This window comes from Bradyrhizobium roseum (assembly GCF_030413175.1).
Lineage (GTDB): Bacteria > Pseudomonadota > Alphaproteobacteria > Rhizobiales > Xanthobacteraceae > Bradyrhizobium > Bradyrhizobium roseum.
The window spans coordinates 1,108,063-1,132,050 of the sequence record NZ_CP129212.1; the positions used below are offsets into that span (position 1 = coordinate 1,108,063).

18 protein-coding genes are annotated in these 23,988 nt (G+C 62.2%); 11 read left to right on the plus strand and 7 right to left on the minus strand.

The features are described from left to right. Positions 1 to 8: 8 nt before the first annotated feature. Positions 9 to 2,885: an EAL domain-containing protein gene (locus tag QUH67_RS05140; RefSeq protein WP_300945571.1), complete on the minus strand. Its 2,877-nt coding sequence runs from the start codon at positions 2,883 to 2,885 to the stop codon at positions 9 to 11. 120 nt (positions 2,886 to 3,005) lie between these two features. After that, positions 3,006 to 4,004, minus strand: a complete 999-nt coding sequence (locus QUH67_RS05145; RefSeq protein ID WP_300945572.1) for an NAD(P)H-quinone oxidoreductase — start codon at positions 4,002 to 4,004, stop codon at positions 3,006 to 3,008. Positions 4,005 to 4,107: 103 nt separating this feature from the next. On the opposite strand from QUH67_RS05145, the gene QUH67_RS05150 reads away from it, so the two are divergent. After that, on the plus strand, positions 4,108 to 4,299 hold the full coding sequence (locus tag QUH67_RS05150; protein WP_300945573.1) for a DUF1192 domain-containing protein: 192 nt from the start codon (positions 4,108 to 4,110) through the stop codon (positions 4,297 to 4,299). Between the two features lie 497 nt (positions 4,300 to 4,796). Continuing rightward, positions 4,797 to 5,309 carry a protease adaptor protein RcdA gene (rcdA, locus tag QUH67_RS05155; protein ID WP_300945574.1) on the plus strand — a complete coding sequence of 171 codons (513 nt, stop codon included), beginning with the start codon at positions 4,797 to 4,799 and terminating at the stop codon, positions 5,307 to 5,309. Between the two features lie 154 nt (positions 5,310 to 5,463). Here rcdA and rpmE read toward each other — a convergent pair whose 3' ends face one another. Continuing rightward, the gene (gene rpmE / locus QUH67_RS05160) at positions 5,464 to 5,691 is read right to left on the minus strand and encodes a 50S ribosomal protein L31 (RefSeq protein ID WP_025588166.1); all 228 of its coding nucleotides are present in this window, start codon (positions 5,689 to 5,691) and stop codon (positions 5,464 to 5,466) included. A 177-nt stretch (positions 5,692 to 5,868) separates the two neighbouring features. Between rpmE and QUH67_RS05165 the strand changes: the two genes are divergently transcribed. After that, entirely contained in the window at positions 5,869 to 7,725 is a 1,857-nt protein-coding gene (locus QUH67_RS05165) for an ABC transporter ATP-binding protein/permease (RefSeq protein ID WP_300945575.1), read from the plus strand. A gap of 162 nt (positions 7,726 to 7,887) precedes the next feature. Next, the gene (locus tag QUH67_RS05170) at positions 7,888 to 8,088 is read left to right on the plus strand and encodes a hypothetical protein (RefSeq protein WP_300945576.1); all 201 of its coding nucleotides are present in this window, start codon (positions 7,888 to 7,890) and stop codon (positions 8,086 to 8,088) included. Positions 8,089 to 8,124: 36 nt separating this feature from the next. On the opposite strand, the gene QUH67_RS05175 is transcribed toward QUH67_RS05170, so the two are convergent. Together QUH67_RS05175 and QUH67_RS05180 are read right to left on the minus strand one after the other, a co-directional pair. Beyond that, positions 8,125 to 9,153, minus strand: a complete 1,029-nt coding sequence (locus QUH67_RS05175) for a peptidoglycan -binding protein (RefSeq protein WP_300945577.1) — start codon at positions 9,151 to 9,153, stop codon at positions 8,125 to 8,127. Positions 9,154 to 9,234: 81 nt separating this feature from the next. After that, complete coding sequence (locus tag QUH67_RS05180) at positions 9,235 to 10,230, minus strand: flagellar motor protein MotA (RefSeq protein ID WP_300945578.1); 996 nt, start codon at positions 10,228 to 10,230, stop codon at positions 9,235 to 9,237. 172 nt (positions 10,231 to 10,402) lie between these two features. Here QUH67_RS05180 and QUH67_RS05185 point away from each other — a divergent pair, with 172 nt between their 5' ends. The 6 genes from QUH67_RS05185 (at position 10,403) to QUH67_RS05210 (ending at position 20,613) form a co-directional block, all read left to right on the plus strand. Continuing rightward, on the plus strand, positions 10,403 to 11,215 hold the full coding sequence (locus tag QUH67_RS05185; RefSeq protein WP_300945579.1) for a DUF1295 domain-containing protein: 813 nt from the start codon (positions 10,403 to 10,405) through the stop codon (positions 11,213 to 11,215). A gap of 40 nt (positions 11,216 to 11,255) precedes the next feature. Beyond that, the gene (locus QUH67_RS05190) at positions 11,256 to 12,284 is read left to right on the plus strand and encodes an SAM-dependent methyltransferase (protein WP_300945580.1); all 1,029 of its coding nucleotides are present in this window, start codon (positions 11,256 to 11,258) and stop codon (positions 12,282 to 12,284) included. Positions 12,285 to 12,607: 323 nt separating this feature from the next. Then, positions 12,608 to 13,816: an efflux RND transporter periplasmic adaptor subunit gene (locus QUH67_RS05195; protein ID WP_300945581.1), complete on the plus strand. Its 1,209-nt coding sequence runs from the start codon at positions 12,608 to 12,610 to the stop codon at positions 13,814 to 13,816. Between the two features lie 3 nt (positions 13,817 to 13,819). Further along, on the plus strand, positions 13,820 to 16,984 hold the full coding sequence (locus tag QUH67_RS05200) for an efflux RND transporter permease subunit (protein ID WP_300945582.1): 3,165 nt from the start codon (positions 13,820 to 13,822) through the stop codon (positions 16,982 to 16,984). 161 nt (positions 16,985 to 17,145) lie between these two features. Then, positions 17,146 to 18,057 carry a tyrosine-type recombinase/integrase gene (locus QUH67_RS05205; protein WP_300945584.1) on the plus strand — a complete coding sequence of 304 codons (912 nt, stop codon included), beginning with the start codon at positions 17,146 to 17,148 and terminating at the stop codon, positions 18,055 to 18,057. A 75-nt stretch (positions 18,058 to 18,132) separates the two neighbouring features. After that, on the plus strand, positions 18,133 to 20,613 hold the full coding sequence (locus tag QUH67_RS05210; RefSeq protein ID WP_300945585.1) for an AAA family ATPase: 2,481 nt from the start codon (positions 18,133 to 18,135) through the stop codon (positions 20,611 to 20,613). 18 nt (positions 20,614 to 20,631) lie between these two features. Here the strand turns inward: QUH67_RS05210 and QUH67_RS05215 are convergent, their stop codons facing one another. Further along, a complete protein-coding gene (locus QUH67_RS05215) occupies positions 20,632 to 21,714 on the minus strand; it encodes a D-alanine--D-alanine ligase family protein (protein WP_300945586.1) in 1,083 nt (360 codons plus the stop codon). Positions 21,715 to 21,880: 166 nt separating this feature from the next. Here QUH67_RS05215 and QUH67_RS05220 point away from each other — a divergent pair, with 166 nt between their 5' ends. After that, a complete protein-coding gene (locus QUH67_RS05220) occupies positions 21,881 to 22,999 on the plus strand; it encodes a Fic family protein (RefSeq protein ID WP_300945587.1) in 1,119 nt (372 codons plus the stop codon). Positions 23,000 to 23,150: 151 nt separating this feature from the next. On the opposite strand, the gene QUH67_RS05225 is transcribed toward QUH67_RS05220, so the two are convergent. After that, positions 23,151 to 23,945: an inositol monophosphatase family protein gene (locus QUH67_RS05225; protein WP_300945588.1), complete on the minus strand. Its 795-nt coding sequence runs from the start codon at positions 23,943 to 23,945 to the stop codon at positions 23,151 to 23,153. Positions 23,946 to 23,988 lie beyond the last annotated feature (43 nt).

Consider the following 23,988-nt stretch of genomic DNA (forward strand, 5'->3'; position numbering starts at 1 on the left):
GGGAGAAATCAGCTCGCCGCTTCCAGCCGTTCTTCCGTCAACAGCCGCATCGCCGCGTCTGCGTCCATCGGCTCGCCGAAGGCAAAGCCCTGGGCGTATTCGCAGCCGAGTTGATAGAGCTCGACCGCATCCGAATCCGTCTCGGCGCCTTCCGCCACCACGTCCATGCCGAGGTCGTGGGCGAGCGCGATGATCGATTTCAGGATCACGGGCCGTGTGCCGCGGCTGGTGGTGCGTACGAAGGACTGGTCGATCTTGATCGTGTCGAACGGGAAACGCTGCAGATAGGCCAGCGAGGAATGCCCGGTGCCGAAGTCGTCGAGCGACAGCCCGGTGCCGAGCTCGCGAATCCGCGTCAGCATCTGCGCGGCGTGCTCCGGGTTCTCCATGACCAGCGATTCCGTCAACTCCAGCTTGAGCGTGCCGCGCGCCACCGAGGAGCGCGACAGCACGGTGCGGATATCGTGGATCAAATCGTGGCGCAGCAATTGCCGCGAGGAGACGTTGACGGAGGCAAAGATCGGCTCGCGCGAGCGCATCGCGCGCTGCCACACCGAGAGCTGCCGCGCGGTCTGGTCCATCACGAACATGCCGAGGTCGACGATCAGGCCGATTTCCTCGGCAATCGAGATGAATTCCGACGGCGACATCCGCCCGAGCTTGGGGTGGTCCCAGCGCGCCAGCGCCTCGAAGCCGGCGATCGAGCGGTCTTCCAGCCGCACGATCGGCTGGTACAGGATGGTGATCTCCTGCCGCTCGATGGCGCGGCGCAGTTCGCTTTCCAGCGTCAGGCGGTCGGTCTTGCGCGCGCGCATCGCGGGCTTGTAGACGTCGATGCGGTCGCCGCCGATCCGCTTGGAATGATACATCGCAAGCTCGGCGTCCTTGATGATCTCGTCGGTGAGCTGAACCTGCGGATCCGACAGCGCCAGCCCGATCGAAGCGGTCAGGAAGATCTCGCGGTCGTTGAACGCGATCGGGGCGCGGATGGTCTTGCGGATGGTTTCGGCAAACGCGGTGATGCGCGCCGGATCCTGCTCCGACAACAGGATCAGGCCGAACTGGTCGCCGGCCAGCCGCGCCAGCGTGTCCTGGGGTTTCAGGATGCGCGTCAGGCGACGCGCCAGCGTCAGCAGGATCGAGTCGCCGACCGCGATGCCGACGGAATCGTTGACCTGCTTGAAGCGGTCGAGGTCGATCACCATCAGCGTCGGCCGCAGCGTCGGCATGCTCTTGGCGAGATTCGCCACCGCGCCGAGCCGGTCGATGAACAACCGGCGGTTCGGCAGGCCGGTGAGGTTGTCGTGCACGCTGTCATGCAGCATGCGCTCCTCGGCGTTCTTGATCTCGGTGACGTCGGTCAGCGTGCCGACCACGCGCGAGACCTCGCCGTCGGAGCCGACCACCGGCCGCGCCTTCAGCGCGAACCACATGAAATGGCCGTCGGGCGTGCGCAGGCGGAAATCCTGCACCAGCCGGCCGCGGCGCTGGTCGAGCACGCTGTCGAGCGCGGCGCGGAAGCGGTCCTGATCGAGCGGGTGCAGCACTTCGAGCCATTTCGCTGCCGGGCCTTCCAGCGTGCCGCGTTTCAGCCCGAGCAGGCTTTCGGTCTCCGGGCTGGTGAACACCTTGTCGGCGGAAACGTCCCAGTCCCAGATCAGATCGCCCGAGCCGGTCAGCGCCAGCGCGCGGCGCTCGACATCGGAGACGATGCCGGTGGTGGCGCCGCCGCCTGCGAAGGCATGCTGCATCACCGTGAAGCCGATCAGCATCACGATCAGCACGAGGCCGCCGAGCAGGGCCGGGCCGACGATGTCGTTGGTCACGGAGCCCGCCACCGTCATGCCGGCGGCGATTACCCAGACCACCAGCAGGAACCAGGTCGGGATCAGCAGCACGGCGCGATCGAACCCATGGGTCGAGAGATAGACGATCAACGCAAAGCCCGCGAAGGCGATCAGCACCAGCGAGATGCGCGCAATGCCGGAAGCGACCGCAGGATCGAACAGCGCCAGGCCCACCAGCGAACCGAGGAAGGTCAGCCAGCCGACGGTGATATGGGCATAGCGCACGTGCCAGCGGCTGAGATTGAGATAGGCGAACACGAACACCAGCAGCGTCGCCGCCAGGATCGCTTCGCCGGCCGCGCGCCAGACGCGCTCGGCGTTGTTCGACATGTCGAGGACCTTGCCCCAGAAGCCGAAATCGACGCCGATATAGACCAGCACCGCCCACGCCAGCGCCGCAGCGGCCGGAAACATGATGCTGCCCTTCACCACGAACAGGATGGTCAGCACCAGCGCCAGCAGGCCGGAGATGCCGATCACAATGCCCTGGTAGAGCGTGAACGAGTTGACCTTGTCCTTGTAGGCGTCGGGTTCCCACAGATAGAGCTGGGGCAGCTTGTCGGTGCGCAGTTCGGCGACGAAAGTGACGACGGCGCCGGGATCGAGCGTAAGACGGAAGATATCGGCGGTGGCGCTTTCCTGTCGCTCGGGACGATCGCCGACCGATGGCGTGATGGTCGCAATGCGCGACAGGCCGAGGTCGGGCCACAGCAGGCCGGACGACACGATGCGATAGTGCGGCGCGACGATCAGGCGGTCGAGCTGGTCGTCCGTGTTGTTGGCGAGCGCGAACACCACCCAGTTTTGTCCGCCCTCGCGGGCGCGGACCTCGATGCGGCGGACGATGCCGTCGGTTCCCGGCGCGGTCGAAACCTGGATGCGGTCGGTTTCGCTGCGCTGGTGGTCGAGGACGGCGGTGAGATCGATGGCAGGCGCGTCGCCGCGGACGCTGACTGCGTCAATGGCGTGCGCCGCTGGCGCGACCGCAACAATCATGAGGCCCAGCGCAACCAGCGCAAGGCACCTGATCAGACGCAATGTCAGTACTCCGCGACCAACGATTCATCCGGCCCGGCGAACGGGTCGGCGTAGCCGCGATAAATGACATGAAAGCGAAGTAAATCAAAGGGTTTCCGCCTTCACTCCACTTGCGATTGGCTAGACTGCCAACACAATTTTGCCAATATGTGCGCTGGTCTCCATTCGCCGGTGCGCGTCAGCGGCCTTTTCAAGCGGGAATGAGCTGTCCATCAGCGGTTTTACCCGTCCTTCGCGCAACAGTGGCATGACCTTGGCCTCGATGGCCGCGACCATCGCCGCCTTGTCCGCATTCGTACGGGGGCGCAGCGTGGAGCCGGTGTGGGTCAGTCGCTTCACCATCACCTTGGCGATGTTGACGGTGACCTTGGGTCCGTTGAGGGTGGCGATCTGCACGATCCGGCCATCGACCGCGGCGGCGTCATAGTTGCGATCGACATAGTCCCCGGCAACCATGTCGAGGATCAAATTGGCGCCGACATTGTCGGTTTCCGCCTTGACCACGGCGACGAAGTCCTCGGTCTTGTAGTTGATGGCGCGATCGGCGCCGAGCTTGAGGCAGGCGTCGATCTTGTCCTGCGAGCCGACGGTGACGATGACCTTCGAGCCGAACGCTTTTGCGAGCTGGATCGCCATGGTGCCGATGCCCGATGAGCCGCCATGGATCAGCAAGGTCTCGCCCGGCTTCAGCGCGCCGCGCTCGAACACATTGTGCCAGACCGTCATCAGCGTTTCCGGGATCGCACCGGCTTCCTGGATCGAGAGCGAGGAGGGCACCGCCATCGCCTGCGCGTCTTGCGCAATGCAATATTGGGCATAGCCGCCGCCGGCCACCAGCGACATCACCTTGTCGCCGAGCTTGTGCTTCTTGGCGCCTTCGCCGAGTGCAACCACTTCGCCCGCGATTTCGAGGCCGGGCAGGTCGCTGGCGCCGGGCGGCGGCGGGTAGGCGCCGGAGCGCTGCGCGACGTCGGGGCGGTTGACGCCGGCGGCCATGACCTTGACCAGGATTTCGCCCGGGCCGGGTGTCGGTACCGCTCGGGTTTCGGGCAACAGCACCTCGGGACCGCCGGGCTTGCTGATGCCGACGACGGTCATTTGCGCGGGCAGCTTTTCCATGATTTGTCCTTGCGAAATGCGGGAATTTTAGGTGGTCCCTGATTAGCCAGCCCGGCTCCGGCTGGCAACCGCTTCGGGATCCGCCCAGCGCAAGGAGAAACGCATGGCGATCGAGGACGACGACAAGCCGCGCAAGAAAATCAGCCACGAGATCGGCCAGGACCTGTCGCTGCTGTCGGTCGAGGAATTGACCGAGCGCATCGCGTTGATGAACTCTGAAATCGAACGGCTGCAGCAGGCCGTCACCAAGAAGCGCGCGTCAATGGATGCGGCGAACAGTTTTTTCAAGACGTGAGATTAGAACCCGATCTCTCACCACGTCGTCCCGGCGAAGGTCGGGACCCATATGCCGCGGCCCATCGTGTGGCAGGCCACTGGCCGACTTTTCCCTCAATCATCACCGCTTGTGTCTATGGGTCCCCGCCTTCGCGGAGGCGACGAGAGAGTCAATCGCAAACCTCGGCCACTGGCCGACATGGCAAATAATCCCTGAAGAAATCCGCAAATTTACGAAGGATTAAGCTTTCCCCTTTATGACTTAGATTGTCCTCGTTTGGACACCGAGTGGCTCCTGTCCACTCTGTTTGACGCCTCCCTGTTATCAACTTCAAAAGCCGCCGGAAACGGCGGCTCTTTTTTGCGTCCAGCGTGGCTATTTAGTGCCCCCATCCGCCGGAAACCATAAATCCGGTTGCCGCTGGACTCTCGCCGACACAAGCGCAATGATTTGTTCATCATAAGCCGGTGGGGTTTACAGCCGGCGGGGCAAATAGTGGCGTGAGGGCGTTTACCATGGCGGACCGTTCGCAAAGCGAATCCGCGCTCGTTCAGTTCAGCGAGCGGCTCACCAATTCGGCGGCATTCGGAACCCTGTTCCGGGAGGGCATGGACTTGGTCGAGGAGACCGCCGCCTATCTCGACGGCGACGGCCGCACCGAGGCCAAGGCGCTGGAGCGTTCCGTCAGCCTGACCTATGCCACCGAAAGCATGCGCCTGACCACCCGGCTGATGCAGCTCGCGTCCTGGCTGCTGCTGCATCGCGCGGTCAAGGAAGGCGAGATGACGCTGACCCAGGCCAACCGGGAAAAGACCAAAGTCAAGCTCACCGCCGCCGAGCCCGGCGCCGAGGACATGATCGAAAAGCTGCCGCAGCAATTGCAGGACCTGATTGCGCGCTCGGTGAGCCTGCAGAACAAGGTGCGCCGGCTCGACGCCACGATCCACACGCCGCCGGCCGAACGGGCCCCGATCGGCAACCCGCTAGTGCCGCAGCTCAACCGCCTGAAGGCGGCGTTCGAGCAGTAAGCCTCTGCGATCATTATCGTCAGCCAACGGGTCGGCGCAAAGCGCCGTCCCGTTGGCTCGCAATGACGCTGATGGGGCTTAGCCAAACAAAAACGCCCCGGCTTGACCGGGGCGTGTTTGTATTCTGGGCAGGAATAGAGAGGGTCGATCCCCCTCAGTCCTTCTTGAGGAAGCCCGAAAACTTCTTCTGGAAGCGCGACACGCGACCGCCGCGGTCGAGCAGCTGCTGCGAACCACCGGTCCACGCCGGGTGCGACTTGGGGTCGATGTCGAGGTTCAGCTTGTCGCCTTCCTTGCCCCAGGTGGAGCGGGTCTGGTACTCGGTCCCGTCGGTCATTACGACCGTAATCATATGATAATTCGGGTGAATTTCGGCTTTCATGGCATATCCTTCGGCGCGCCGGCGCCCATCGCAATCGTCAGGGGATACGGGATTTGGCGGCTCTATAACGTAAGCTGACCACCAAAACAAGCTTGTATCAGCCCTGATTGGGATCTCCCGGATTTGCCAGCGCCGTCCGCGGGGCCTATCTGGGGGCAGAAAAACCGGTCGGATTTCATGAGCGCAGCGGAACAGCTTGAAGACGTCAAACCCGCGCCGCCGCGGCGCGACGCCTTGCTCGAGGAGGAGGCTTTCATCGAGGACGAACTGACGCAGTCGCCGGCCAAGACGGGCGCAAAACTGCGTCCGCTGCTGGCGCTGGCGCCTTATGTCGCGCGCTACCGCGGCCGCGCGATTCTCGCCTTCATCTCGCTGACGGTCGCTGCGATCACCACGCTCATGGTGCCGATCGCGGTCCGCCGCATGATCGATTTTGGCTTCAGCCCCGAAGGCATCGTGCTGATCAACAGCTATTTCAGTGTCATGATCGCCATCGTGGCGGTGCTCGCCGCCGCCAGCGCGTCGCGCTACTACCTCGTCATGACGATCGGCGAACGCATCGTCGCCGACCTCAGGCGCGACGTGTTCGCGCACCTGGTGTCGCTGTCGCCGGCGTTCTTCGATTCCGCCCGCTCCGGCGAACTGGTGTCGCGGCTGACCGCCGATACCACCCAGATCAAATCAGCGGTCGGCGCCTCGGTGTCGATCGCGCTGCGCAACATGATGCTGTTCATCGGCGCCACCGCCATGATGGTGATCACCAGTCCGAAACTGTCGGGCTTCGTGCTGCTGGCGATCCCGCTGATCGTGCTTCCGCTGGTGGCGTTCGGGCGCTGGGTGCGGCGGCTGTCGCGCAATGCGCAGGACACGCTGGCGGACGCCAGCGCCTACGCCTCCGAACTGATCGGCGCGATCAGGACCGTGCAGGCCTATACCAGCGAGCGGATGGCCACCGGCCGGTTCAGCGGCGAGGTCGAACAGGCCTACGAGGCGGCGCGCAGCTCGACGAAGGCGCGCGCGGTGCTGACGCTGATCATTATCTTCATCGTGTTCTCCAGCGTCGTGGCGATCCTGTGGGTCGGCTCGCACGACGTGCTGACCGGGCAGATCACGCCGGGCCGGCTCGGCCAGTTCGTGCTGTACGCGGCGTTTGCCGCATCCGCCCTCGGCCAGCTCAGCGAGGTCTGGGGCGAAGTGTCGGCCGCGTCCGGCGCCGCCGAACGGCTGTTCGAGATCTTGCGCGTGAAATCGCAGATCGCGGCGCCGCCAAAGCCGGTCGCGCTGCCGCAGCCGGCGCGCGGCGACGTCGGGTTTGAGAAGGTCAGCTTCGCCTATCCGACGCGGCCGGACGTGATGGCGGTCGACGACGTCTCGCTGTCGGTCAGGGCCGGCGAAAAGGTTGCGATCGTCGGCCCGTCGGGCGCCGGCAAAAGCACGCTGTTTCACCTCTTGCTGCGCTTCTACGATCCGGCGCGCGGCACGATTTCGCTCGACGGCGTTCCGGTCAGGTCGGCCGATCCGGTCGACGTGCGTTCGCGCATTGCGCTGGTGCCGCAGGACTCGGTGGTGTTCGCCGCGTCAGCGCGTGAAAACATCCGCTTCGGCCGGCCTGATGCGAGCGATGCCGAAGTCGAGCGCGCCGCCGAGCTCGCCCACGCCAGCGAATTCCTGCGCCGCCTGCCCGGCGGCTTCGAAACGCCGCTCGGCGAGCGCGGCGTGACGCTGTCCGGCGGCCAGCGCCAGCGCATCGCGATCGCCCGCGCGATCCTGCGCGACGCGCCGCTCTTGCTGCTCGACGAAGCGACCTCCGCGCTCGACGCCGAAAGCGAGACGCTGGTGCAGACCGCGCTGGAAGAATTGATGCGGCACCGCACCACGCTCGTGATCGCCCATCGCCTTGCCACCGTGCTGTCCTGCGACCGCATCCTGGTGATGGAGCAGGGCAAGATCGTCGAACAGGGCACGCATGCGGAGCTGGTGGCCGCGAACGGTCTCTACGCGCGACTGGCGCGGCTGCAGTTCGACGCAGGCTAGAACGGTTTACAGCGAAATGGAGGCGACTTCGCGTCGAGAAAACGCGTCTGGAGCCACACGCTGACTCTATCGGTTCGGCGCGCCCGAAAGGCGGGAACCAGAACGTCGCGTGCCTGTTGTAGCCCCGTTAATCATCTGGTTCCAATCGAACAGGAGAGGGGCATGCCTTACCGTCGCGCAGGTTTCGCGCTTACGCCGCCGTCGCTCGTGATATTTTTGATTTCGGTGGTGCTGGCGCTGATCGCGCTCCTGATCCGGTATGCCCACCTTTCCATCCCGATCATCAGCTCGGCACGGGTCTTCGACGTTCTGGCGATCGCCTATGTCGTGCTGGTGATCGGCGTGCTGTTCCGGCGGATATGACGCGTTGAGTGGCTGGCGGCGCGAAATTCGCGGCCGCTACTTCTCCGTCAGCTTCAGTTCGATGCGGCGGTTGCGCCTGTAGGCGTCTTCGTTGGGGGACGGGTCCAGCGGCTGGAATTCGGCAAAGCCGGCGGCGACCAGCCGCTGCGCGGGGACGCCGAGGAAAGCCAGATATTGCACCACCGAGATGGCGCGTGCCGACGACAATTCCCAGTTCGACTTGAACAGCGGCGAGTTGATCGGCCGCATGTCGGTGTGGCCGTCGACGCGCAGCACCCAGCCGATCTCGTTCGGAATCTGCTTGTCCAGATCGATCAGCGCGGTGGCGAGCTTGTCCAGTTCGGATCGGCCTTCGGGCAGCAATAGTGCCTGACCGCTGTCGAAAAACACTTCCGACTGGAACACGAACCGGTCGCCGACGACGCGGATATCGGGGCGGTTGCCCAGGATGGCGCGCAGGCGGCCGAAGAATTCCGAACGGTAGCGCGACAGTTCCTGCACGCGTTGCGCCAGCGCGACGTTGAGGCGCGAGCCGAGATCGGCGATCCGCCCCTGCGATTCCTTGTCGCGCTTTTCGGACGCCTCGAGCGCCTCCTCGAGCGCTGCGAGCTGGCGGCGCAACGCGCTGATCTGCTGGTTCAGCACCTCGATCTGGGCGAGCGCGCGCGCGTTCACCGTCTTTTCGGATTCGAGCGCCTTGTTGAGCTCGTTGGCCCGGCCTTGCGCATCTCCGCCGGCGCCAGCCAGCCCCTCGTACAGTCCCTTGATGCGGTCGCGCTCGCTCTCCGCAGCGGAGAGGCCGGCGCGCAGCTGGCCGACCTGGTCGTCGAGCGCGAGCTTGCCGAGCTTTTCCAGCGACAGCAGGTCGTTGAGCTGCGCGATCTTGGCGTTGAGCTGCTCCAGCGCCTTGTCCTTGCCCGTGACTTCCTGCGACAAGAAGAACTGCACCACCAGAAACACCGAGAGCAGGAATACGATCGACAGCACCAGCGTCGACAGCGCGTCGACGAAACCGGGCCAGTAGTTGAGACCGGCTTCGCTGCGGCGTGCACGGGCTAGGGCCATCTATTTTTCTCCGGTATCGGGTCGCGGACACGGAGCGGCGTTGCACGTCGCAGCGCGTCCGGGACGCGGAACACTTTGCCTTCAGCCTTTCTCGGGCTGTTTCGCGATCCGCTCCAGCAGCTTCTTGATCTCGCGATTCTGCTCGCCCTGGCCGTCGGCCCATTCGCGGATCATCTGCTGCTCGGTGCGCATATGCGCGACCAGTCCCTGGATGGCCTCGGCGAGGTTGGCCATCGCGGCGGTGGTGCTTCGCCCGCCGCCGCTGTCCTCGAGCACCGTGCGGATCCGGTCCAGCGCATGTTGCAGTTCGCCGCCGAGGGCGGCGCCGCCATCGCCATACTCGCGCACGGTGGAGGCGAGCCAGTCCTCCAGATCGGTGTAGAAGCGGTTCTGCGCCTGGCTCGACTGCAGGTCGAGAAAGCCCAGGATCAGGGAGCCGGCGAGGCCGAACAGCGAGGACGAGAACGAAATGCCCATGCCGCCGAGCGGCGCGGCCAGGCCGTCTTTCAGGGTATCGAACAGGGCGCCGGAATCGCCGCCGACCTTCAAGCCGTCGATCACCTTGCCGACGGAGCCGACGGTTTCGATCAGGCCCCAGAAGGTGCCGAGCAGGCCGAGAAAGACCAGCAGGCCCGTCATGTAGCGGGAAATATCACGCGCTTCGTCAAGTCGCGTCGCGATCGAATCGAGCAGATGCCGCATGGTCTGCTGGGAGATCGACATCCGCCCCGAGCGCTCGACGCCGAGGATCGCGGCCATCGGCGCCAGCAGGGTGGGCCGCCGCTCGATCGCCAGCCCGGGGTCGGCGATACGGAAATTGTTCACCCAGGCCACTTCCGGATAAAGCCGGACCACCTGCCGGAACGACAGGATGATGCCGATCAGAAGCACCGCGCCGATCAGGGCGTTGAGGCCCGGATTGGCAAAGAACGCCGCGATGATCTGCTTGTAGAGCACGACCGTGATCAGCGTGCACAGCACCAGGAACACCAGCATTCGCACCAGGAAAATCCGGGGCGAGGACAGTTTGCTCAGTTCGATCTCCATGTCGGAGCGGGAGGAGGGGCCTGAGGGCATTTGCGGGTGTCATCCGTTACGAAAAGCCGCGCTGGGAACCAATATGGCACAGCGGGCTGGAGAAAAAAGCTGGGAAGCTGCGATTTCAGGTGGACGGTGGGGAACCTCTGCCTGAAACCCAGCTTTGACATCAACGTATTTTGCAACGGTTCAATGTCCAAACGGGATCTTCATGACGATCTTATATCTGGAAGCGCTGGTGGTGATTGCCGCGTCGCTTTCGGCCCTGATGGCAGGCGCCTGGCTGGTGCAGCAGCGGACCGGCAATTCGGGCTGGGTTGACACGATCTGGACCTTTTCGCTCGGCCTGGTTGGCGCCGGAAGCGCCTTGTGGCCGATCGAAGGCGCCCCGCAAACCGACCGGCAGTGGCTGGTGGCGGTGCTGGTTGCCGTCTGGTCGCTGCGGCTCGGGGTTCATATTGCAATTCGCAGCGCGGGGATATCGGACGACCCACGTTATGCCGATTTTGCCCGCGAATGGGGCGCCAATTCGCCGCGAAGGATGTTCATCTTTCTGCAGAATCAGGGGCTCGGATCGATTCCGCTGGTATTCGCCATCTTTGTCGCGGCGCACATGCCCGGCGACGGCCTGCGGCCCGCGGACTATCTGGGCGCGCTGATCCTCCTCATTGGCATTGCCGGCGAGGCGCTGGCCGATGCGCAGCTCCAGGCGTTCCGCACGAATCCAGCCAATAAGGGCAGGGTCTGCGATGCAGGGTTGTGGCGCTGGTCGCGCCATCCCAACTACTTCTTCGAATGGTTCGGGTGGCTGGCCTATCCCGTGATCGGCATCTCGTACGCCGATCCATTGTCCTATCCGTGGGGCTTCGCGGCGCTGCTGGCGCCGATCTTCATGTACTGGATACTGGTCCACGTCACCGGCATCCCGCCGCTGGAAGCGCAGATGCTGCGCTCGCGCGGCGATCGCTATCGCGACTACCAGGCGCGCACCAGCCGGTTCTTTCCGTGGCTGCCGCAAGCATGATCCCGGCCCCGCGGGCCGTATCAGCGAAGGGAGTGGTCGCATGAGCTTCACCTCCACCGTCATCGCCACCGCCGAGCGCGTGCCGTTGCCCGATGTCATCGTCCGCGCCGCGATTCACCGGTTGTGCTCGCGCACCGCCCTGCGGCTCGCCACCGGGAATGCGGAAAGCGATGCCGTGTTTGCCGACGCCATGGCAGCGCGCGCCATCGCCGAACATGCCGACGCGGCCAACGCCCAGCATTACGAGGTGCCGGCGGCGTTCTTCGCCCTTGTCCTCGGCCCCAACCGCAAATATTCCGCTTGCTTCTACAACGAACCGGCCTCGACCTTGCAGGAGGCCGAGGAAGAGGCGCTGCGCCAGACCGTTGAGCATGCCGATCTGGCCGACGGGCAATCGATCCTCGAACTGGGCTGCGGCTGGGGATCCCTGTCGCTCTGGATGGCGCGGCAGTTTCCGCACTCGCTGATAACAGCGGTTTCCAATTCGAACTCGCAGCGAAAATATATCGAAGAAGAGGCCCGATGGCGCGGCCTCTCGAATTTGCGGGTCATTACGCAGGACATGAACGTGTTCGCGCCCGAGGCGCGCTTCGACCGCATCGTTTCGGTCGAGATGTTCGAGCACATGATGAACTGGCGCGAATTGCTGACCCGCGTCGTCGCGTGGCTGAAGCCCGATGGCCGCTTCTTCATGCACATCTTCACCCATCGTTCCGGCGCCTATCTGTTCGATCGCACCGACGCCGAGGACTGGATCGCGCAGCATTTCTTCACCGGCGGCGTGATGCCGAGCCATCACCTGATCCGGCAATATTCCGATCTGTTCGAGGTCGAAAAGGAATGGCGCTGGAGCGGCGTGCACTATCGGCGCACCGCGCAGGACTGGCTCGACAATTTTGATGCCAATCGCGACGAGATCGAGCGGGTTCTCCGTGAGGTCTATGGCAGCGACGCCGCGTTGTGGATGCGACGCTGGCGCTGGTTCTTCCTCGCCACCGCGGGCCTGTTTGGATACGCCGGGGGGAGCGAGTGGGGCGTAAGCCATTACCGGCTGAAAGCCGCTGGCTGACGCTTCGATTCGCGGGGGATACCTCATTTTGGCAGTTATCCCGGCGCGAGGACGCGGTTCCCGATTCGCCGTAAACCTTAACGTGAGAACGGAACCCGACTCACAATCGAGTGACCCCGGGAAACAGCCGCGAATTCAGCACGATAGCGTTGTGTGACATTGGGCCGCCGCGCGATCGTATTGCATCGCAGCAGGTGCGGTTTATCCTCTGTTCATCAACTGAGTTCCAGGAGCTTCGGCCGTCGCCTTTCGGGGATGCCCTCCTGAACAACGTTGCGAATGATCAATTCGCGCTTTCAACCTGAACTGGGGCAATGCTTTCAATGTCCGGACTTCGAACGCGATCGGCATGCATCGTTGTGATGTTGGCTGCGATGGCGCCGCTATTGGCTGGCTGTAACGAACCCACGGCGGTGGCCGCGGCAGCGACGGCTCCGGCCGAACCTGAAGTCGGCACCTTTACGGTGCGGCCGCAGTCCCGCGCCATCATCCGTGAATTGCCGGGCCGGATCGCGCCCACCCGGGTTTCGGAAGTGCGCGCGCGGGTCTCCGGCATCGTCGTCGAACGCCTGTTCCAGCAAGGTACCGAAGTGACGGCCGGCCAGCCGCTGTACCGCATCGACCCCAAGCCGTTCGAAGTGGAACTGCAGGCGAGCGAAGCCGCGCTGGACAAGGCGGTGGCGGCGTTCGATCTCGCGTCCCAGCATGCTCGGCGCATCGCGACGCTGACCAGCCAGCGCGCGGCGCCCGAGGCCGAGAACGAAAAGGCGATCGGCGCCCAGCGCCAGGCCGAGGCCGAAGTCAGCAGCCGCAAGGCCGAAGTGGCGCGCGCCAAGCTCAACCTCGATTACGCGACGATCCGCGCGCCGATCAACGGCGTGGTCGGCGCGGCGCTGGTGAGCGAAGGCGCGCTGGTGGTTCAGAACGAAAGCACCAGCCTCGCCACGATCCAGCAACTCGATCCGATCTATGCGGACTTCACCCAGTCCGTCTCCGAGATGAACAAGCTGCGTCGCGCGCTCGATAGCGGCGATCTCGACCGCATTGCGCCCGACGCCGCCAAGGTCCGTCTGGTGCTCGATGACGGAACGGTCTATCCGATCCCCGGTAAGCTGCTGTTTTCCGAAGCCAAGGTGGACGCCTTTACCGGGCAGGTCACGTTGCGCGGCCAGTTTCCCAACCCGAAGCGCGAATTGCTGCCGGGCATGTATGTGCGCGTCCTGATCGAGCAGGGCATCGATTCCGATTCCATCGCCGTGCCGCAGCAGGCCATCCAGCGCGATGCCGGCGGCGGCAGCGAGGTGTTCGTGGTCAAGGAAGACGGCCGCGTCGCGATGCAGCCGGTTCGCACCGGCGCGGTGCAGGACGGTGTCTGGCTGATCAGCGAGGGCCTGAAGGATGGCGATCAGGTCGTTGTCGACGGGTTTCAGAAATTTGTTCCCGGCGACAAGGTCAAGGCGAAGGCGTGGATCGACGCGGATGCCTCGGTTGGGTCGGTATCGGGCGCACCGGCGACGCAAGCTGCGCGCTGATCGATGCCCAGTTTCTTCATCGACAGGCCGATCTTCGCCTGGGTGGTCGCGCTTTTTATCTGTCTGATCGGCGCGATCTCGATTCCGCTGCTGGCGGTCGCGCAATATCCGATCATCGCGCCGCCCTCGATCTCGATCTCGACCAGCTATCCCGGCGCCTCGCCGGAAAACCTCTACAACAGCGTCACGCGGCTGATCGAGGAGGAACTCAACGGCGCCTCCGGCATCCTCAATTTCGAATCGACCTCCGACTCGCTGGGCCAGGTCGAGATCATCGCCAATTTCGTGCCGGGCACCGAGACCGGCGCGGCCTCGGTGGAAGTTCAGAACCGTCTCAAGCGCGTCGAGGCGCGGCTGCCGCGCGCGGTGATCCAGCAGGGCATCCTGGTCGAGGAAGCGTCTTCTGCCGTTCTGCAGATCATCACGCTGAATTCGTCCGACGGCTCGCTCGACGAAATCGGCCTTGGCGATTTCATGATCCGCAACGTGCTCGGCGAGATCCGGCGGATCCCCGGCGTCGGACGCGCCACGCTCTATTCCACCGAGCGCTCGCTGCGGATCTGGGTCGATCCCGCAAAACTCGTCGGCTACGGCCTCACCGCTGACGACGTCAACAAGGCCATTACAGCCCAGAACGCGCAGGTCGCTTCCGGCAGCGTCGGCGCCGAGCCGAGCACGCCGGAGCAGAAGATTTCCGCGCTGGTGCTGGTCAAAGGGCAGCTCTCCTCGCCTGAAGAATTCGGCGCGATCACGCTGCGCGCCAATGCCGACGGCTCCACGGTGCGGCTGCGCGACGTCGCGCGCATCGAGATCGGCGGCCTCAGCTACCAGTTCAACACCCGCCTGGACGGCAAGCCGACCGCGGGTCTTTCCGTGCTGCTGTCGCCGACCGGCAACGCCCTGGCGACCGCGAGCGCCGTCGAAGCCAAGATGAAGGAACTGTCGAAGTTCTTTCCGACCAATATCGGCTATGAAATTCCCTACAACATTACGCCCGTCGTCAAGGCCTCGATCAACAAGGTGCTGATGACGCTGGTCGAAGCCATCGTGCTGGTCTTCATCGTGATGTTCCTGTTCCTGCAGAACATCCGCTACACCATCATCCCGACCATCGTGGTGCCGGTGGCGCTGCTCGGCACCTGCGCGATGCTGATGGCGGTCGGCTATTCCATCAACATGCTCACCATGTTCGGCATGGTGCTGGCGGTCGGCATTCTCGTCGACGACGCCATCGTCGTGGTGGAAAACGTCGAGCGCATCATGGCCGAGGAAGGCCTGCCGCCCAAGGAAGCCACCCGCAAGGCGATGTCGCAGATATCGAGCGCCATCATCGGCATCACGCTGGTGCTGATGGCGGTGTTCGTGCCGATGGCGTTCTTCCCGGGATCGGTCGGCATCATCTATCGCCAGTTCTCCGTCACCATGGTGTCCGCGATCGCCTTCTCGGCGCTGCTGGCGCTGTCGCTGACGCCGGCGTTGTGCGCAACGCTGCTGAAGCCGGTCGAGGCCGGCCACGCCCATGCGCGCAAGGGCGTGTTCGGCTGGTTCAACCGCGTGCTGGAGTCGACCCGCGGCGGCTATACGCGCACCGTCCAGGGTTCGCTGAAGCGCACCGGACGGCTGATGCTGATCTACGCCGTGCTGCTGATCGGCCTCGGCTGGGCGTTCGTACGGCTGCCCGGCGGCTTCCTGCCGGTCGACGACCAGGGCTTTATCACCACCGACGTGCAGACGCCGTCCGACTCCTCCTATGCCCGCACCCAGGCCGCGGTCGAGCAGGTCGAAAAATATCTGCTCAAGCGCGAAGGCGTCGAGAACGTGACGTTCCTGACCGGCTTCAGCTTCCTCGGCCAGGGCGTCAACACCGCGCAGGCCTTCATCTCGCTGAAGGACTGGTCGGAGCGCGGCAAGAAGGAGTCGGCAGCCGCGATCGTCGCCGACATCAACCGCGACCTGTCGTCGATCCGCGATGCGAAGATCTCCGCGCTGCAGCCGCCGCCGATCGACAACCTCGGCAATTCCAGCGGCTTCTCGTTCCGCCTGCAGGACCGCGGCCAGAAGGGTTATGCGGCGTTGATCGCCGCCTCCGACCGCCTGATCGCGGAAGCCAATGCCAGCCGCGTGCTGCAAAAAGTCTATGTCGAGGGCCTGCCGCCGGCGCCGCAGGTCAATCTGATGATCGACCGCGAAAAGGCCGGCGCGTTCGGCGTCACCTTCGAGGACATCAACCAGACCATCTCGACCAATCTTGGCTCGAACTACATCAACGACTTCCCGAACCGCGGGCGCATGCAGCGCGTGATCGTGCAGGCCGACCGCGCCAGCCGCATGAACGCCGACGACATCCTCAACTACAACGTCAAGAACAGCCGCGGCCAACTGGTGCCGTTCTCGGCGTTCGCCACCGTGCAGTGGCAGAAGGGCCCGACCCAGATCGCGGGCTTCAACTATTATCCAGCCGTGCGCATCTCCGGCGAGGCCAAGCCCGGCTTCACCTCCGGCGACGCCATCGCCGAAATGGAGCGGCTCGCGGGCAAATTGCCGCGCGGTTTCGGTTACGAATGGACCGGGCAATCTCTGCAGGAAAAACTGTCCGGCTCGCAGGCGCCGTTCCTGCTCGGTCTCTCGGTATTCGTCGTGTTCCTGCTGCTCGCCGCGCTCTACGAAAGCTGGACCATCCCGCTCGCCGTGCTGCTGACGATCCCGCTCGGCATCTGCGGCGCGGTCATCGCCGCCACCATGCGCGGCCTGTCGAACGACGTTTATTTCACCGTCGGCCTGATCACCATCATCGGCCTGGCGGCAAAAGACGCCATCCTCATCATCGAATTCGCCAAGGATTTGCGCGCGCAGGGCAAGCCGCTGGTCGAGGCCACGATCGAAGCGTGTTCGCTCCGCTTCCGCCCGATCCTGATGACCGGCCTCGCCTTCGTCTGCGGCGTGCTGCCGATGGCGATTGCGACCGGCGCCGGCGGCGCCAGCCAGCAGGCGCTCGGCACCAGCGTGATGGGCGGCATGATCGCGGTCGTGATCCTGGCACTGCTGCTGGTGCCGGTGTTTTTCGTCAGCGTGCAGCGCGTGCTGGCGGGGGACCGGGAGAAGGTGGTGGAGACGGCGGCCGTTGCTGCGAGCGAGCCGCGAGCGCCATCGGCACAGCCAACGAAATAGGACTTCCTTAACCGAACGCGCCTTTTAGTCGCGCCAAAGTTGGAAGAGGGCGATGCTACAATTACTAACCCTCTTGCTAACTCATACGGTCAGGGCGTAGCTCAGGTCAGGCATCTCAGTCACACATTCGGGATCGGAGTATCCGGAGTGCGACGATTGATATGAATATCGGCAAGCAAATCACGCTATTCCTGAACTATTGCAGGCTCGAACGACAACTGTCAGAAAATACGCTGCAAGCGTATGCCTATGACTTGGCTGATTTTCGCAAATGGTTGCCGGCGCGGAACTCTCTCGCTGCCATCAAGACAGAAACACTACGCGACTATCTGGAAGAGATGAGAACGCGTGAATTCTCTCCCGCCACCATCCGCCGGCATCTCGCCTGTCTCCGTTCGTTCTTCCGGTTCATGGAATATGAGGGCAAGTGCACCAACCCGTTCACGGGATGGCGACTGAAACTGCCGCGACGCAAGCGTTTGCCAAGAGCCTTGTCGCGCAAGGAGACGTCAAGCCTTCTAAGTCTGGCTCGCGGGTCCCGTCGCGGAAGGAAGGCCGCGGGTCATTCGCATATTCTCGATATCGAGATACGGCTGATGATTGCCACCGGAATTCGAGTCGGGGAGATGTGCAAGATTCAGATCGGGGACGTTTCGGCCGACGGCTCCACTCTTCGCATACACGGCAAGGGTTCGCGTGACCGCATCGTCTACGTTGCGGATTCGGCTCTCCAAAATGATCTGCAAAAGCTGACCTCTTTCCGCCGACGCCTGATCATGGCCGACGGCCCGTTGTTTATCAATCGCAGCGGCAAGAAATTGCGGCCGCACTCCTTCCGTTCGAAGTTGCGTAGCTTTGCAGGTCAGGCCGGCATCGAGCGACGCGTGACGCCGCACATGTTGCGGCATACGGCGGCGACATTGCTGATCGAAAGCGGCGTCGATATCAGGATCGTACAGCGGTTGCTTGGGCATTCGAGTATCGCAACGACGGAAATTTATACTCACGTCACCGATCAGGCGCTTCGGACGACGCTTGAGCGTGTGAATATCGTTGGTGGGCTTGCGGCGTAGTTATTCCAGGCTTCGAAAACGCTTCGCCGCACCTTGAAAACTAGAAGGGTTGCCGAATCCACATAACTCCGGATTATGCGTCTGCTTTTAGAAGCCCTCGACCGAATCGAGTTGGCCGACGAACTTGCCCGAACACTCGCTGACGGACAGTCGTGTTGGCTGAGTGGTCCGTCCGGTAGCGGCAAAACAGAGCTATCTCGCTATGTTGGATCTCAGCGGTCTGGCGTCGCCGGGGAGGTGCACTGGATCGTCGGCGATAAAGATCAGTCTGGGACGACGTGTCTTGCCGCGCACCGCATGCTGGCAGCGACGCGACCCCGGCGAGCTGCACGGGAGGCTGACAGGGAGATTCCAACTGCAGCTCTGCGTGGTATTCCTTGGGTCGGCGGTCCTATTTCGGCATTGGCCAAAGCGTTTCTCGCCAGGATGGAAGTGACAGGTCCCGACTTTCTGCCATCCGAAATGCAAGATCTCCTGTCCGGCTTCCAAAGAATCTGCATCAGCGAGCGAGTTCTCTTCATCGTTGATAATGTGCATTGGCTCGACACTGGCACGGCAGAACTGCTTGTACGGATGAAATCACCTGAGGTAATTGAAAGTTACCCCTTCGCGGCACGCTCATCCTTCCTCTTCATCGAAACCACCGATCAGGAAGCGCTGCCGTCAACCGCTGCAGATGTTGCAACGTTAAAGTCGCTAACGTTTAAGACTTTCGCTTTGCCGTTTCCCTCGCGCGCACAGTTTCCTATTATCTTGAAGATGTTCGGGCTGGCACGTGCGCCTGATCCGGATATCTGCGATCGCCTTTACGACGTTACTCGTGGGCACCTAAGGCTCGCCAAGGAGATTGTTCGCCTGCTGAATACCGACGGTCCAGAGGCGGAGTTGGGGCGAGAGAATGCCACGACGCCAACAGAAATGGCAAAGCGATTGCTTGGACTCCGGCTACAGACCCTCGCCCCCTCAACACCGCATATTCAAAAGCTTCTCGGGATTGCTTCTTGTATTGGACAGACGTTCTCTAGGCGCGAGTTAGAATGCGCTTTTGCTGACCCACTTGATTTTGCCTCGGCCCTCGATTTAGCCCGCCGGGAAGAATTTCTTTCTGGCGAGGACGACTCTCTCCAATTTGCTCACGATATAGTGCAGAGCGCCTTGAAGGCACTTGTGGAGTCTGATGCTGCGCCGTTTCATGACAAGCTGGCTGAGTGCATCCGTCATATTCGACCCGGCGACTATCGCGCACGTCTGCGCCACTCAACCCTTACTAACAATTCGCATCGGACGGCGTCATTGGCATTCGCACTATTGATGCAGGAACGTAGGGGAGAAATAGTTCTCGATGAAGATGTTGATCGCCCATCTGACGAGATGACGCGAGAATACAACGGCGCACTCCGTGCAACCTCGTCAGCCTTACGTGCAATGGACAACGGGCGTCACACAGAGGCCATCAATGAGCTCGTCCTGCACTATGACGGCACCAACGCCCTCGTTCAAGGTGAGATCGCCTATCTCATTTCACTCAACTACTATAAGAAACGCGGCCGATCCGATTACCAGAACGCTCGCGTTGTACTTGAGCCGTGGGTTGCGCGACGCGACGAAGGCGAGCTTTGGTATCGTCTTATGCTAACCCTTGCAGTCGTCAATGCCTCTCTCGGCGACCAGCGTGCTAGCAGTGAGGTGCTCACCCGCGTGCGAACGCACCTTGAGCGTTCCGCTTTCCACGACCCACACGCCCGGACAAAAATTCAGATACTCAACAGAAAGGCCGACGTCTTTTACCCGCTAGAGGTTGCCGGCGCCCTTATCGAAAAGGCAGTAAAGTACTTTGCGGCGCCGCAAGGTGGTGGAATGCCACGCAACGCCTTTCAGTATAGCGCCGCGCTCATTAATTTGGCGGGCAATGCATATTTTCGCGGTGAATTCTCCGCCAGTGTCACCAATGCTGATGCGGCGGTCAGGTTTATCAGCACGTTTTCGGATCGGATCCGATTGCCTGAAGCGTACAAAGCTTTCAACAATTACGTCATTGCAGCGGTTCGTGCCGCACACATCACGCCGCGCGAGGGATTGGATATTTTAGATTCGATTGCACAAACCACCGGCGGTTCTGATCGATTTGATTACGCGCTACTCTCAGCAAATCGTGGCGCCTTGGCTATCTTGGATGGGGGCATCACAGAGGGCGATGCTCTGTTAGGACGAACATTCGAGCGCTGTAAGATTGACGGCGTCGAGGGATACTATCTTCTGTTTGTCGCAAGTAATTTCGCGGCGTCACGATACCTTCTGGGTGCATCGGAACGCGCTCTGGAGCTTTTGGACGAGGTAGACAGGTGCATGTGGGAAATTCCAAGCGAGCTCCGCCGCTCAATCGAGTTGAGGCAAGCCTGCATGCGTCACGCGATCGAGAACGGAATTGCAAAAGAACCCGAAAGTTGGGACGGCTATCCAAAGACTGTGCATGGCGGCGACGGGCCCCACATATCGTGGCGCGCAGTTGGCTACGGCATTATCATGTCTGACATTCAAGTGTGGTCCGAAAGTTAGAATCTACGAATTTCAAATTCAATACCAACCAAGACGTTGAGCGTTAGCCGCCACTACAGCCCCTAGCACGTCGGCATGTCGAAAACCCGCCTGATCGAACCAGAAGGCAAACGCGCTATGCCTCACAAGATGCGGGGTCGTCGCTACATCTGTAATGAAAAACCGATTGTCTGGTCCAATCCTGAAATCGACGCGTCCGATCGCGGTCATCCCTAGCGCACGAAAAACCCGCTTGGACGTCTCTCTCATTTCTTCACATGTTCTCTGGTCAAGGTGCGTGCACATTGCAAACCCTCCGAGATCGTCCGCCACGATGTCATAGTCGAGAATTCGGTCGCCAAGAATAGGGCTGCCATCCAGTGTCATCGCTACGGGATCCAATGAGAACGCCTCGCCAAAAAGGTCTATGACTGGAACCTCCGCTTCGCTGCCCGCGATGAATCGCTGCACGATAAACGGTTGCCGCAACGCGGCCACCTTACGCGCCAGCGACGTTTCATATGCATAAGATAGCTCGCCAATGCACTCGTGGTCCAAGCCAATACTTGCCGACTCATGGCAGGCCTTTGCTATAAGCTTGAGTTCATGAGGCGGCTTTTGATCAAAAAGCCAGCCCTGCTCATCGAAAAGCCAAGACTCGGTTGCCGGAAGACCCAGCGCTCGTAAGATTAAAGAAACATGAAATTTGTGGCGCGCCAATGAAAGGACGTATGCGTTCGAGTTACAAACGGGAATGTTATGTAGGGTGCAAAATGCTGGAATCAGTGACTTACGACCTGCCCCTGTGCCGCTCTGCGAGGTGTTGTAGACTAGCTTCCGCGGCCTCGGCAGATTGCTGAACGAGCCCTCGAGAATCGCAGTGATGAATTCCAATTCGCCGACATAGAGTTTGGTATAAAAACCGCATTCTTGCAGACCGAGAAGAATCTGGCTGGCTTCGTTCTCCGAGAAGTACTCGGTCACGACGGAAGAGACGTCGTAGTCGCCCGCTTTTACATCCGATGACTTTAGGTTTGCCACGAGAGGAACCGTGAGTGTATCTGCAATGGATGTGATCGCATGCAGTGCGCGTGCAATAGTCTCCACTGCTTGTGCATTCACGGCCATAATCCGGAGTTATGTGCTAGTTGCTCGCATAGGTAGAGACTGTATCTAAAATCCACCGTCTGGCTAGCCATCTGTTGGACGGTGCTGGTGTAATTAGTTGGCCTTGGGTGCTTGTGCCGGCAGAGAATAATCTGTACATTCGCCGCATAGAGTGCGGAGAATGGCTGGACAAATCTATCAACGGCCTGATTGGCCCAGCTTTCATTGCGATCAGGGGGCGCTTGCCCACCAACTCGGCGCCGTACGGTACCGGCAAGGACGGCTGATCGGCCGCATGCAGGCGCTTGGCTTCCCTCTGCAGGAACAGGCCGTCCTCAAAACCCTCACCGAGGACGTTCTCAAGTCCAGCGAGATCGAAGGCGAAATTCTCGACAGGAATCAGGTGCGCTCGTCCATCGCCCGGCGTCTCGGGATTGATGCGGGGGCATTGCTTCCGGCCGATCGCAACGTCGAGGGCATCGTCGAGATGATGCTGGATGCGACCCAAAGGTTCGACCAGCCTCTCAGCTCTGCAAGACTATTCGGTTGGCATGGAGCGCTGTTTCCGACGGGCCGCAGCGGTCTGGACAAGATCAAGGTCGCCCAGTGGCGCGACGAGGAATCGGGGCCGATGCGCGTCAGTTCCGGCACGTATGGTCGCGAGAGGGTTCACTACGAAGCACCGGCGGCCGATCGGCTCGATCATGAAATGCGGGGCTTTCTCATCTGGTTCAATCGCGAAGAAGAGCTTGATCCGGTCGTCAAAGCCGCGCTCGCGCATGTCTGGTTCGTCACCATCCATCCATTCGACGACGGCAATGGCCGCATCGCGCGCGCCATCGCCGACATGTCGCTTGCACGGTCGGAAGCCAGCCCGCAGCGCTTCTACAGCATGTCGGCGCAGATTCAGCTGGAGCGGCAGGCCTATTACGAGGCGCTGGAAGCGACGCAGAAAGGCGGTCTCGATATCACCCATTGGCTCGAATGGTTTTTGGCGTGCCTGGACCGCGCATTCGATGGCGCCGAAGCGATCCTGTCGAGCGTCTTCCGAAAAGCAGAATTCTGGAGAGCAAATGCCGCGACGCAGCTCAATGAGCGTCAGCGCGACATCCTCAATCGCCTGCTCGATAGATTCGAAGGCAAGTTGACGACGTCGAAATGGGCAAAGATCGAGAAGTGTTCGGCGGACACTGCGCTGCGCGACATCAACGAACTCGTCGCGCTCGGCATTCTTGCGAGAGACGAAGCGGGTGGCCGCAGCACCAGCTATTCGCTCGCGGAGATCAAGGCCGATCGCTGACCGGCAGGTCCGTCTGATGATGGCCTTATGCCGCTGATTTGCCCGACGTGTCAAACATGCGCTTCGTCACAGAGCCAAGCGTCCGGCTACTGTGCATGGGGTTGTTTTCGATGTTTTAGTTTGGAGGCCGCGGACGTCGGCAACCGTCGCTCTACTTGTCGAGCGCCTTCAATATCTTCACCAGTTCCCCGTGCACGAACTCATTCCCGCACACCACGTGCCCGGTCTTCAGCGCATCGTCCTTGCCGCCGACGTCCGTGATCGTTCCCCCGGCTTCCCGCACCATGATCTGCCCCGCCGCGATGTCCCAGGGCTGCAGGTTGCGTTCCCAGTAGCCGTCGAGGCGGCCGGCGGCGACGAAGGCTAAGTCGAGGGAGGCGGCGCCGAAGCGGCGGAAGCCGGCGACCTTGTTTTGCAGCGCGGCCATTTCCTTTTGCGCCAGCGCATGGTCGCCGCGGCCGATATGCGGCAGGCCGCAGGCCACCACGCATTCGTCGAGCTGGCGGCGGCCGGCAACGCGGAGCCGCTGGTCGTTGAGGAAGGCGCCCTTGCCGCGTTCGGCGATGTACAGCTCGTCATTGGCGGGGTTGTAGATCACGCCGGCGATGATCGTATCGTCGCGGCGCAGCCCGATCGAGATCGCGAATTGCGGGATGCCGTGCAGGAAGTTGGTGGTGCCGTCGAGCGGATCGACGATCCAGGTGTGGCTCTTGTCGGAGCCCTCGCGGTTGCCGCCTTCCTCGCCGATGAAGCCGTAGCCGGGGCGGGCCTTGGCGAGGTCCTCGTACAGCATTTCCTCGGCGCGCTTGTCGGCCTTGGTGACGAAGTTTGCCGGTCCCTTGAGCGATACCTGCAGGTGCTCGATCTCGCCGAGGTCGCGCTTGAGGTTGCGGCCGGCGCGGCGCGCGGCTTTCACCATGACGTTGATTAGGGCTGAATGCAGCATGATGCGCGCTTACGGTGTGAGGGAACGGCCCAATGCCGTCAGG

Bases quoted from the DNA above. Each gene is read 5' to 3' on its own strand.
- QUH67_RS05165 (WP_300945575.1), top strand. From the start codon at position 5,869: ATGAGCGCAGCGGAACAGCTTGAAGACGTCAAACCCGCGCCGCCGCGG.
- QUH67_RS05175 (WP_300945577.1), bottom strand. From the start codon at position 9,153: ATGGCCCTAGCCCGTGCACGCCGCAGCGAAGCCGGTCTCAACTACTGG.
- QUH67_RS05200 (WP_300945582.1), top strand. From the start codon at position 13,820: ATGCCCAGTTTCTTCATCGACAGGCCGATCTTCGCCTGGGTGGTCGCG.
- QUH67_RS05150 (WP_300945573.1), top strand. From the start codon at position 4,108: ATGGCGATCGAGGACGACGACAAGCCGCGCAAGAAAATCAGCCACGAG.
- QUH67_RS05180 (WP_300945578.1), bottom strand. From the start codon at position 10,230: ATGCCCTCAGGCCCCTCCTCCCGCTCCGACATGGAGATCGAACTGAGC.
- QUH67_RS05190 (WP_300945580.1), top strand. From the start codon at position 11,256: ATGAGCTTCACCTCCACCGTCATCGCCACCGCCGAGCGCGTGCCGTTG.
- QUH67_RS05185 (WP_300945579.1), top strand. From the start codon at position 10,403: ATGACGATCTTATATCTGGAAGCGCTGGTGGTGATTGCCGCGTCGCTT.
- QUH67_RS05205 (WP_300945584.1), top strand. From the start codon at position 17,146: ATGAATATCGGCAAGCAAATCACGCTATTCCTGAACTATTGCAGGCTC.
- QUH67_RS05145 (WP_300945572.1), bottom strand. From the start codon at position 4,004: ATGGAAAAGCTGCCCGCGCAAATGACCGTCGTCGGCATCAGCAAGCCC.
- QUH67_RS05195 (WP_300945581.1), top strand. From the start codon at position 12,608: ATGTCCGGACTTCGAACGCGATCGGCATGCATCGTTGTGATGTTGGCT.
- rcdA (WP_300945574.1), top strand. From the start codon at position 4,797: ATGGCGGACCGTTCGCAAAGCGAATCCGCGCTCGTTCAGTTCAGCGAG.
- QUH67_RS05220 (WP_300945587.1), top strand. From the start codon at position 21,881: ATGGCTGGACAAATCTATCAACGGCCTGATTGGCCCAGCTTTCATTGC.
- QUH67_RS05210 (WP_300945585.1), top strand. From the start codon at position 18,133: ATGCGTCTGCTTTTAGAAGCCCTCGACCGAATCGAGTTGGCCGACGAA.
- rpmE (WP_025588166.1), bottom strand. From the start codon at position 5,691: ATGAAAGCCGAAATTCACCCGAATTATCATATGATTACGGTCGTAATG.
- QUH67_RS05225 (WP_300945588.1), bottom strand. From the start codon at position 23,945: ATGCTGCATTCAGCCCTAATCAACGTCATGGTGAAAGCCGCGCGCCGC.
- QUH67_RS05170 (WP_300945576.1), top strand. From the start codon at position 7,888: ATGCCTTACCGTCGCGCAGGTTTCGCGCTTACGCCGCCGTCGCTCGTG.